An 11203-nucleotide genomic window follows, 5' to 3' on the forward strand; every position below is an offset into this window, starting at 1 on the left:
CATGGCCAAACCATATTACGAATTTTTTTGTCCTGTAAAAGTCATTGCTGGCAATACTGCGTTAGAACATATTCCGTTTGAACTTGCGTCTTTAGGTGCAAAGCGTCCTCTTATCATTACCGATAAAGGTGTCCGTGCAAATGGCCTACTAAACCCTATTGAAGCTGCATTTAGTACGACTGATGCTGTAATTGGTCATATCTTTGATGATGTTCCACCAGATTCAAGTTTAGAAGTCGTTCGTCTTGCAGCGGAAGCTTATCGTAACAATAAATGTGATGCGATTATTGCTGTAGGTGGTGGTTCTGTTATTGATACCTCTAAAGCAACGAATATTTTAGTCTCAGAAGGTGGAGATGATCTTCTGCAATATTCTGGTGCGCATAACTTACCAAAACCATTAAAACCATTTTTTGTAATTCCAACAACTTCAGGCACAGGTTCAGAAGTTACAATGGTTGCAGTTGTTTCCGATATACAAAGAAATGTGAAATTAGCTTTCACTTCTGCATATTTAATGCCACATGCTGCAATTTTAGATCCACGTATGACGCTTACCCTACCTCCGCATTTAACCGCAATGACAGGAATGGATGCTTTAACGCATTGTGTGGAGGCTTATACATGTTTAGGCGCGAATCCAATAAGTGATGCTTATGCAAGTGCTGGAATTAAAAAGATCAGTGAAAATCTATTTCATGTCTTAGATAACCCAAATGACTCACAAGGCCGCTTAGAGTTAGCACAAGCTTCAACTATGGCGGGCATTGCATTTTCTAATTCAATGGTAGGGCTTGTACACTCTTTAGGACATGCTTTAGGTGCAGTTGCTCACCTCCCCCATGGTTTATGCATGAACTTATTCTTACCTTATGTACTTGAATATAACAAACAAGTGAATGGTCAGAAAATTGGTGAGTTATTATTACCACTCGCTGGTGCGGATATTTATGCACAAACTCCAGCAACCCAGCGTGCAGATAGAGCAATTGCGACAATTTTGGCAATGCGTGATCGCCTATTTAGTTTAACCAAGTTACCACGCACCTTACGTGAAACAGGCAAAGTAACTGAAGCACAACTTGATGAAGTGGCAGAAAAAGCACTAAATGATGGCTCAATTATTTACAACCCAAAAGAAGCAAGCTTAAAAGATATCCGAGATATCTTACAAAAAGCTTGGTAATTCAATAAGCCAAACTTCAAGAAACTCCATAAAGGTCTGATTTATATATTAAATCAGACCTTTTTTATGACTAAGAATTTTTAGTCATTATTTTATTTGGAATATATGGCAAAAAATTTGCTAAAAAATAGATGAAAGTACTGACAATTTATATCAATTTAGGATAGATTGGCGCACTTTATCTTTTTCTGTAGGGGGGATCGTTCGTCTCAAACGATCCTTAACACCAAGCTGATCCTTGATCAACGATTATGAGGATAACGCCGTTGACAAATTTATCTGGGACTAAACCAACAGCTAAGCTTCAAAAGAATCTTGTGCTTTGGCATATTGTTATTATTGGTTTAGCTTACATTCAGCCATTAACGTTATTTGATACTTTTGGTTTAGTATCAGAGCGAAGTGGTGGTCATGTACCAACTTCCTACATTTTTGCATTAGTCGCAATCTTATTAACATCGATCAGTTATGGACATATGATTAAGCGCTACCCTTCTTCTGGGTCAGCTTATACGTATGCTCAAAAATCAATTCATCCTAATGTTGGCTTTATGGTGGGTTGGTCTTCTTGGTTAGACTATTTACTGTCACCGCTTGTTAATATTATCTTGGCAGATATTTACCTAAGAGCTCTTTTTCCAGAAGTAAATAACTGGTTATGGGTGATTGGTTTAACAACGCTTATGACTGTTATTAATTTATTTGGTGCACGGTTCGTTGCACGTTTTAACAGTACGATTGTTATTATTCAGCTTGGCGTAATTTTTTATTTTGTTTATCAAGTATATATTTTACTTACTCAAGGTGTATATGCAGATGGAACTTTAAATCCAGATAAAGCTGCATTGTGGTCACTCACTCCTTTTTGGAACGATATGACGTCTGTCAGTTCTTTAATTGCTGGCGCGACTGTACTCTGCTTCTCTTTTACCGGTTTTGATGCTTTATCATCTCTTGCTGAAGAAACAAAAGATGCAGAAAAAACGCTACCAAAAGCTATTTTTTCGACAGCATTACTTGCAGGTATTATTTTCATTGTTAGTACTTACTTCATCCAATTATATTTCCCAAGTAACCCAAATACTTACTTCAATCCTTTAGATGAATCACAACCTGTGATGGTCGCTGCGATTGGTAGTTTGATGTTTAAAACTTTGGTTTTATATTTTGCTGTAGTCGCTGTGATGGCATCAGGTATTTCTGCCCATGCGGGTGTATCACGTTTAATGTATGTGATGGGACGCGATGGCGTTATCAACAAGAAATTATTTGGTCATATCAGTCCAAAATTGCATACTCCGACTTACAACATTCTTATTGTTGGTGTAGTTGCTTTATCTGCTGGCTTTTTAGATCTTGAGCATATTGTTAACTTAATTAGCTTTGGTGCCTTAACTGCTTTTAGTTTCGTTAACTTCTCTGTGGTTTCTCGCTATGCTCTAAGAGATGGTAAGAATAAATCGCTTAAAGACATCATTAATTATATTGTTATACCAACGCTTGGTTTTGCCAGTGTATTTATGATGTGGTTAGAGATTGATAAGCTTGCCTTACAAATTGGCTTAGCTTGGGCCGTGATTGGTGTAGGTTATCTTGCCTATAAAACCAAAGGCTTCAAATATAATGCTCCGCAACATAACGAGCATGAGTAATAAAAAAGGCGCTTTAAGCGCCTTTTTTATGGTCAAATTAACCGTAAATTTTATTCACAATGCTTTGTACACGTTGAGCATAAACTTTTGCTGTTTCAAGATCACCTGTCGGTATTTCTTCTACACTTGCATCTGAAGGCGATTGAACTAAAAGCCCTACTGAACCACCCAAGTTATTTACATCTTCACGTGTTGCAGTTTTTGTATTCGCAGGTAATAAACCAAGACTTACCCAAATCCCACCATGCTGCGATGCTAAAGTTTGTAATTGAATAAGCGTTACTTGCTTATCCCCATTTAAGCTCGCGCTATTTGTGAAACCTGCAAATACTTTATCTTGCCAGCCACGCGTAAACCACACTTTAGAAGTTGCATCAGCAAACTTTTTAAACTGCCAAGGCGCTGTACCCATATATGTTGGAGCACCAAAAACAATCCCCTTCGCATCATTTAATACCTGCCAATCCTGTTCAGTAATATTACCTTCCTGATCAATCTGGATGAGCTGAGCATTAATTTCGTTTGCAAAAGTTTCAGCCACTACCTTGGTATGGCCATAACCAGAGAAATATACAACCGCGATATTAGAGTTAGACATGGGAGAGAACCTTTGTTTTATTAAATTCCACTTTATGATATATTTTAGAAACTAGGTGTCAATTAGTTACTAGCTGGTAACTAGTGTAATTTTTCAAAAAATTATAGGTAAATGGTATGAATGAATGTCTAAAATATAATATTTTTCAACAACATTGCCCTGCTCGTCTATTTTTTGAAAAAATTGCAGATAAATGGGTTTTATTAATTTTAAATGTTCTCGAAGAGGAAACTCAGCACTTCAATTTGCTCAAAAAGAATATTCAAGGTATTTCCCCTAAGGTCTTATCACAGAAGCTAAAAATGCTGGAAAGAGACGGTTTCATTGAGCGAAAAATTCAAAATACATCCCCGATTCGTGTTGATTACTCACTCACTGCCTTAGGACAAAATGTAGCTGCGATGGCGTTCCAATTAAAGGAATGGGCCGAAACCAATATTGAACAGGTTTTAGCAGCTCAAATCGTTTATGATGAAAAGGTACTAGAACAAGCTTAAGTAAATTAATAAAATAAGGCCCTTACTGGCCTTATTTTTATTTTAAAATTTAACAACTTATCCCAAGTTTTTAAAACCTTGCTGACGCCATGCTTCATAAACAATAACGGCTGTTGCATTAGATAAATTTAAACTTCTTGAATTTTCTGCCATCGGCAAACGAATCCACTGTTCTTGCGGAAACATTAGACGAACATGCTCTGGTAAACCGCGTGTTTCAGGCCCCATCAATAAAGCTACAGGTCTATTTAAATCAACAGTATGCGGAGTTGCAGAACCTTTAGTGGTGAGTGGAAAAACATGTTCAACACCTTTGGCTTTTAGATCTGCAAGACACAATTCAATGTTATCCCAAATTTGCATACGCGCCCATTCATGATAATCAAGGCCTGCTCTTTTGAGCTTTTTATCATCTAACTCAAAACCTAGAGGTTTGATTAAATGCAACTGTGCGCCCGTATTAGCACATAAACGAATGATATTGCCTGTATTGGCAGGAATTTCAGGCTCGTATAGGACAACATGAATCACAAATTTTCTCGACTTTAATAGCAAACAATAAATTCAGATGAACTTATTGCCATTTTAACTGTTCACGTAAACTTACCACTTCACCAATAATGGTTAAAGTCGGCGCTACGATATGATGTTCAGACACCTTAGTTGCAATATCAGCTAATGTTCCAACAATAACTTTTTGCTCTGGTGTAGTTCCTTTAGAGATTAAAGCAACTGGCATATCAGCGCGTTGCCCATGAGCAATAAGTTGCTCACAAATGCGTTCCAAGCCAACTAATCCCATATATAAAACTAAAGTTTGATTTTCATAAACCAGTTCATTCCAAGGGAGCTCAGGTGAACCTTCCTTTAAATGCCCAGTTAAGAAACGAACACTTTGTGCATAATCTCGATGTGTTAGCGGAATACCCGCATAAGCTGAACAGCCTGATGCTGCGGTTATACCCGGCACAACTTGAAAAGTGACATTTGCCTCAACTAACTCTTGAATTTCTTCACCACCACGCCCAAAGATAAACGGATCACCACCTTTTAGACGGCAGACACGCTTGCCCTTTTGAGCATATTCAACCAGTAAAGCATTGATCCCATCTTGTGGAACAGAGTGATTTGAACGGGCTTTACCTACATAAATTTTGGTCGCATCACGCCGACAAAGCTCTAAGATCGGTGCAGACACCAAACGATCATAAATCACAACGTCGGCTTGCTGCATAAGACGCAATGCTTTTAATGTCAGTAGTTCAGGATCACCTGGTCCAGCACCTACCAAATAAACTTCACCTTTGGGTGCCGTCCATTCTGTTAAGGCTTGCTGAATCAAATCATTTGCTACATCCAGATTGTCATTAAAGACTTGTTCTTTTAATGGACTGGCATATAAGTTTTCCCAAAAGATTCGACGCTCGTCTGGGTTAATAATTTTTTCTTTTACTTGCTTACGCCATTGGCCTGAAAATTCAGCCAACTTACCCATACCGTGCGGGACAATCGTTTCTATTTGAGTACGAAGTTGTCTGGATAAAACTGGTGATGCGCCATTTGAGGCAACAGAAATGATCAATGGAGAACGGTCAATAATCGCTGGAACCATAAAACGGCAGTGTGGAATATCATCTACACTATTTACCAGTAAATTACGCGCTTCACATTGCTCAAAAACAGCTTTGTTGACCTGTGCATCGTTGGTTGCCGCAATGACTAATCTATAAGGTGTATCTAAAAAATTTTCGGCAAAGGTCTCGGCAAAATACTGCCCTCCAGTCGCCTGAACCAACTCTAAAAGTTGATCTTCAATTGCTGGAGCAATAATATCAATTACTGCCCCTGCTTTGGCTAATAGATTTGCTTTGCGCAGCGCAATATGCCCACCACCCACAATCAGACAACGTTGCTTTTGCAACTTTAAAGAGATTGGAAAAATATCCACCTTAAGCCTCTACATTAATCATCTGATTTTGGTTAAGCAAAAACCGTGCACAATTTAGATGCAAAGCTTAATCAATAAATGTTAAACCACCCATATATGGGCGTAATACTTCTGGAATCTCGATAGAACCATCTTCACGTTGGTAATTTTCCATTACAGCAAGCAAAGTACGGCCAACTGCCAGACCTGAACCATTCAAAGTATGCACCAATTCGGTCTTCTTTTGATCCATTCTGTAGCGTGCTTTCATACGGCGTGCTTGAAAATCCCCCATATTAGAGCAGCTTGAGATTTCACGATAAGTATTTTGGCTTGGAACCCAAACTTCTAAGTCGTAAGTTTTAGTCGCACCGAAGCCCATATCACCACCACAGAGCAAAATTTTGCGGTATGGCAAACCAAGTGCCTGCAAAATGCCCTCAGCATGTGCAGTAAGGTCTTCAAGGGCCTGCATAGAAGTTTCAGGTTTAACGATTTGCACCATTTCAACTTTATCAAACTGATGCTGACGAATTAAACCACGAGTATCGCGACCATAAGAACCAGCTTCACTACGGAAACATGGTGTATGCGCTGCATATTTTAATGGCAAGCGCTCAATATCAATAATCTCATCACGCACGAAGTTAGTAACAGGCACTTCTGCTGTCGGGATGAGGTAATATTCTTTTTCACCCTGAAGTTTAAATAAATCTTCTTCAAATTTTGGTAATTGGCCTGTACCACGAAGTGAATCAGCATTTACCAAGTAAGGCACATAAGCTTCAGTATAGCCATTCTTTAAAGTATGGGTATCGAGCATGAACTGCGTTAAGGCACGTTGTAGACGCGCTAAAGAACCCTTTAATACGCTAAAACGTGAACCAGTTAATTTGGTTGCAGTTTCAAACTCTAAACCGCCCATCCACTCGCCTAAATCAGTGTGATCTTTGATTTCAAAATCAAACTGACGAGGTGTACCCCATTTTAAAATTTCAACGTTATCATCTTCATCTTTACCAGCAGGAACAGATTCATCTGGTAAGTTAGGAATGCTAAGCGCTTTTTGCTCAATCTCGTTTTGTAGCTCTGATAAGGCAACTTCAGCAGCTTTGATTTCATCACCAATCGCTTGCATACGTGCCATGATTTCAGATGCATCGCCACCGGATTTTTTAATCTGACCCACTTGTTTTGCACCGGCATTACGTTCTGCCTGCAATTTTTCAGTTTTTGATTGCAATTCTTTACGGCGAGTTTCTAAAGAAGCCCATTCTTGAACATCTAATTGAACACCACGTTTTGCCAAAGCCGCATTAACAGCTTCAATATTATTTCTGAGTAACTTAGGGTCGATCATAATCAATCATAATATGGGTAAAAAACTGGCTATAGTGTAAGGCCTTAACACTAAAAAATATAGTGATCATCTTCATAACGAATAGCTTTCACACAATTGTAGAATAGATCACCTATTTTATAAGTTATAGTTTGGCACACTTGGCAAATACTCAGATTTAATGAACTTAGCTGCCTCAGAATATGGCAATGTTAATTCAGTCATCCCTTCTGCATAAGAAGCCAACTCGTAAATTGGGTAAACAAAAACAACCCCATTTGCGCCATAGTAGAAATTATCGCTGAGTTGCAGTTTTTCACGGCTGATATTGTGCTCTTGAAGCCAATTTGTATTCGCATCAAAAAGTGCATCGACTAACTGTTTTTCGACATCTGGCTGAATCAGTTCAGCAACAGTAATGTGCTTTTTATTTAATAAATCAAAATTCACAAATTCTTGATGAGACATACCGTGTGCTGCGCCAGCAGAGTACGAATAAGTCTGGAATGCAAAGGTTGCAAGATTATAATTTTGCCCTAAATAGCGAACATAAATTGCACTTTGACTTGAGCGCGGTTCACCCTCAGGTACATCAACCGGCTGATCAGCTAAATTTGCAAAAGCATTCGGATCTGCTTTCTTTATACGATTGGTAAAGTAATCATTAATCCACTTTTGATTGGTTTGTACTGTTTGAAAGTCATACTCAGTACAACCATCTTCTAAACAAACTTTTGATTTCGGCAATTTTACTGGGATTACTTTTGCCTGAATTACAGGAACACCAGCGTCTTTAGTTTCTTTAACTTTTGCAGTCGAAGCAGCCTGATCCTCTTTAGCTGCCGACTTTGGTTGGCAACCACTCACAATTGCCATTGCCGCCATTAATGGAAGAATACAAATAATTTTTTTATCGTAAAGTCGCATAATAATCCCCATGAATTTACCTCTATCACTATACAAAGCGTAAGAATAAGACGGGGTTAAAAAATGTATCTATTTCTCTTATATAAAAAAAAGCTACCGTGAAAGGTAGCTTTTTTGAGAAGGATTAATTATTGGTCAATAACATCTGTGCCTTTTGGTGGCGTAAAGTTAAAGACTGATGCTGGAATTGAAGCATTTACTTTCACGTTATTAAAGCGCACATAGGTGGTCTGACCCAATGAGTCTTGCAATACCATAAGCGTAGGTGCTTTATTTGCTCCAAAACTAATAGTTAAACTTTGGAAAGCACCATCTTCTTTTTTAGGAAATAATGTGAAATAGAGCTTTGATTTATCGGGTTGCGTTACACGATAAGACTTCATAATTTGATTGGTGTTACCAGAGAGTAATAGCGCTGGTGTATCTGCAACCTGATCATCTAAACTTTGGCGTACAGCTTGTTGTAAATCTGGATCATAAATCCAAACTGTTTTCCCGCTCGTTACAATTGTTTGTTTAGACGGACTTACTGTTTCCCAATAAAATTTCCCCGGACGTTCGACTTTCATTGAGCCTTTAAATGTCTGGTTCATATGCTGTGCACTTAAACTCTTTTTCTGTGCCACAGTTTTTGTATTGGCTTTAGTTGTTTGTTCAAAATCGGCAGTCAAACGCTGTAAACCTGATAACTGATTAACCAGGTTCCCAATTGCCTGTTGCTCCGGTGCTGCTACAGGCGCAGCAAACACTGTAGTACTCATTACAGGAGCAAGCACTGACGCGCTGAGTGTAATAGCACACATAGTTTTACGAAGCATATTCATGTCATCACCTTTTTAGTTGCTGTAAGACAACTTGCCATCTTTCAAAGTTATGAAACTTAGCAAGCTCTTAATTCAAGACTCATATTAACCGACAAACTCTGTGCTAATCATTGAGAAAATAAGATATTTTGTTATGTTATTCATGTTGTTTGTAGAATTTCATTCATCATGATGAAGATACACCAGATTAGATTCCATAAAAAAAGCCCACAAAATGTGGGCTTTTTTTGAAGCTAAAACTTATACAGTTTCAACTTTTACGTAGCGACGGCCAAACTGACCTTTCACTTCGAATTTTACTACGCCGTCAGCAGTAGCAAATAAAGTATGGTCACGGCCCATACCAACATTTGCACCAGCGTGGAACTCAGTACCACGTTGACGAACGATGATGTTACCAGCAGTTACAGCTTGACCGCCGTAAACTTTAACACCTAACATTTTTGGGTTTGAATCACGACCGTTCTTCGTCGATCCACCGGCTTTTTTAGTTGCCATGTCTCTTACTCCTCGTGATTAGCCTGAAATACCAGTAATTTTCAACTCAGTGAACCATTGACGGTGACCTTGTTGTTTACGGTAGTGTTTACGACGACGCATTTTGATAATGCGGATTTTGTCGTGACGACCATGACCAACCACTTCTGCAGTTACTTTAGCGCCAGCTACAACTGGAGCACCGATTTGAATGCTGTCACCGTTTACAACCATTAATACATCATCAAATGTAATAGTCGCGCCAGATTCAGCTTTCAATAATTCAACTTTAAGGGTTTCACCCTCAACTACACGGTGCTGTTTACCACCGCTTTGGATTACTGCGTACATAATGTACTCCAATTAGCCCGTGTCGTCGTGCCGATAAGGGATATATCGATCTTAAAACGATCGCCACTGGGGTTATATAAGGCGACAGATTTTAAGTGAAATTTGATCAAACGACAAGTATTTTCTATTTATCAGTGACGTCTATTCCCCTATTTTTACAAAATCAACAGACACCTTAGATTGGAAATTAGCAGTTTTCATTGATTCTGAATGAAAATTAAAATACAGTTCCAGACACAAATTGCGACAAGAACAAGTTGTATTAATGCTGATGTCATTAAATTTATTGTTTTGCCGGAAATATCATGTTTTGCTTAAATAAAAAACAAAGAACGCTAAAAGACAATAGAAATGATTAATATCAGCCACTTGTTAACCTGTGCAACACATCTTTAGTTGATACACTAACGCCACTTATCTACCAATACGGGGTTTTTCTTCATATGGTCATCGATTTCAAGCAAGATATTCTTGCGCCTGTTGCCTCAGACTTTGCTGCGATGGATCACTTGATTAATGAAGGAATTAGCTCAAAAGTCGGTTTAGTCATGTCTGTCAGCAAACATGTTGTTGAGGCTGGCGGAAAACGTATGCGTCCAATCATGTGTTTACTCGCAGCTCGCGCATGTGGTTTAGAAAACATGGCAAACGCACAGCGTCTGGCCGCAATCATTGAAATGTTGCATACCGCGACATTAGTCCATGATGATGTGGTAGATGAATCCGGGCTTCGTCGTGGCCGACCTACAGCAAATGCGACATGGAACAATCAGACAGCTGTACTAGTCGGGGATTTCCTCATTGCACGTGCTTTTGATTTATTGGTCGATTTAAACAACATGACTTTATTGAAAGACTTTTCAACAGGTACATGTGAAATTGCTGAAGGTGAAGTACTCCAACTTCAATCGCAACATCAACCTGATACAACAGAAGAAACTTATTTAAAAATTATTCATGGTAAAACGTCTCGCCTATTTGAGTTGGCTACAGAAGGCGCTGCTATTCTGGCTGGACAAGAAGCGTACCGTGAACCATTAAGATTATTTGCCGGTCATTTTGGTAATGCATTCCAAATTATTGATGATATTTTAGACTACACGTCAGATGCTGAAACATTAGGTAAAAATATCGGTGATGATTTAATGGAAGGTAAGCCAACTTTACCGTTAATTTCTGCATTAGCGCACTCAACAGGTGAAGAACATGCGATTATTCGTCGCAGTATTGCAACTGGTGGAGTAGACCAATTATCTCAGGTCATCGAAATTGTACAGAAGTCTGGTGCTTTAGATTATTGCCACCAACGTGCCCAAGAAGAAACAGAAGCAGCACTGCAAGCTCTATCAAACTTACCCGTTACACCATATCGTCAGGCTTTGATTAACTTAACTCAGCTTGCGTTACATCGAATACAATAGATAT

12 protein-coding genes are annotated in these 11203 nt (G+C 38.7%); 4 read left to right on the forward strand and 8 right to left on the reverse strand.

What is annotated here, in order from left to right:
- The first annotated feature begins 1 nt into the window (after position 1).
- Both OD757_RS14610 and OD757_RS14615 read left to right on the forward strand, forming a co-directional pair.
- Complete coding sequence (locus OD757_RS14610) at positions 2–1186, forward strand: iron-containing alcohol dehydrogenase (protein ID WP_009389415.1); 1185 nt, start codon at positions 2–4, stop codon at positions 1184–1186.
- 266 nt (positions 1187–1452) lie between these two features.
- Positions 1453–2838: an APC family permease gene (locus tag OD757_RS14615; RefSeq protein WP_009389722.1), complete on the forward strand. Its 1386-nt coding sequence runs from the start codon at positions 1453–1455 to the stop codon at positions 2836–2838.
- Positions 2839–2875: 37 nt separating this feature from the next.
- Here the strand turns inward: OD757_RS14615 and OD757_RS14620 are convergent, their stop codons facing one another.
- Positions 2876–3436, reverse strand: a complete 561-nt coding sequence (locus OD757_RS14620; protein ID WP_263032309.1) for a flavodoxin family protein — start codon at positions 3434–3436, stop codon at positions 2876–2878.
- Positions 3437–3552: 116 nt separating this feature from the next.
- Between OD757_RS14620 and OD757_RS14625 the strand changes: the two genes are divergently transcribed.
- Positions 3553–3933, forward strand: coding sequence for a winged helix-turn-helix transcriptional regulator (locus tag OD757_RS14625; RefSeq protein ID WP_009389462.1), 381 nt, complete (start codon positions 3553–3555; stop codon positions 3931–3933).
- 57 nt (positions 3934–3990) lie between these two features.
- On the opposite strand, the gene OD757_RS14630 is transcribed toward OD757_RS14625, so the two are convergent.
- The 7 genes from OD757_RS14630 to rplU form a co-directional block, all read right to left on the reverse strand.
- The gene (locus tag OD757_RS14630) at positions 3991–4464 is read right to left on the reverse strand and encodes a tRNA (cytidine(34)-2'-O)-methyltransferase (protein ID WP_263032310.1); all 474 of its coding nucleotides are present in this window, start codon (positions 4462–4464) and stop codon (positions 3991–3993) included.
- 43 nt (positions 4465–4507) lie between these two features.
- Entirely contained in the window at positions 4508–5881 is a 1374-nt protein-coding gene (cysG, locus tag OD757_RS14635; RefSeq protein ID WP_009389396.1) for a siroheme synthase CysG, read from the reverse strand.
- Positions 5882–5948: 67 nt separating this feature from the next.
- Positions 5949–7220, reverse strand: coding sequence for a serine--tRNA ligase (gene serS / locus OD757_RS14640; protein ID WP_009389694.1), 1272 nt, complete (start codon positions 7218–7220; stop codon positions 5949–5951).
- 117 nt (positions 7221–7337) lie between these two features.
- Complete coding sequence (locus tag OD757_RS14645; RefSeq protein WP_263032311.1) at positions 7338–8138, reverse strand: RsiV family protein; 801 nt, start codon at positions 8136–8138, stop codon at positions 7338–7340.
- 116 nt (positions 8139–8254) lie between these two features.
- Positions 8255–8950 (reverse strand): outer membrane lipoprotein chaperone LolA, encoded by a 696-nt coding sequence (lolA, locus tag OD757_RS14650; RefSeq protein ID WP_009389642.1) that lies wholly within the window; start codon positions 8948–8950, stop codon positions 8255–8257.
- Between the two features lie 240 nt (positions 8951–9190).
- Positions 9191–9448: a 50S ribosomal protein L27 gene (gene rpmA, locus OD757_RS14655; RefSeq protein WP_002116037.1), complete on the reverse strand. Its 258-nt coding sequence runs from the start codon at positions 9446–9448 to the stop codon at positions 9191–9193.
- An 18-nt stretch (positions 9449–9466) separates the two neighbouring features.
- Complete coding sequence (gene rplU / locus OD757_RS14660; RefSeq protein ID WP_004639133.1) at positions 9467–9778, reverse strand: 50S ribosomal protein L21; 312 nt, start codon at positions 9776–9778, stop codon at positions 9467–9469.
- 443 nt (positions 9779–10221) lie between these two features.
- Between rplU and sdsA the strand changes: the two genes are divergently transcribed.
- The gene (gene sdsA, locus OD757_RS14665) at positions 10222–11199 is read left to right on the forward strand and encodes an All-trans-nonaprenyl-diphosphate synthase (RefSeq protein ID WP_263032312.1); all 978 of its coding nucleotides are present in this window, start codon (positions 10222–10224) and stop codon (positions 11197–11199) included.
- The last annotated feature ends 4 nt before the right edge of the window (positions 11200–11203 follow it).

Origin of the sequence: Acinetobacter sp. AYS6 (assembly GCF_025630795.1) — a bacterium.
Taxonomy (GTDB): Bacteria; Pseudomonadota; Gammaproteobacteria; order Pseudomonadales; family Moraxellaceae; genus Acinetobacter.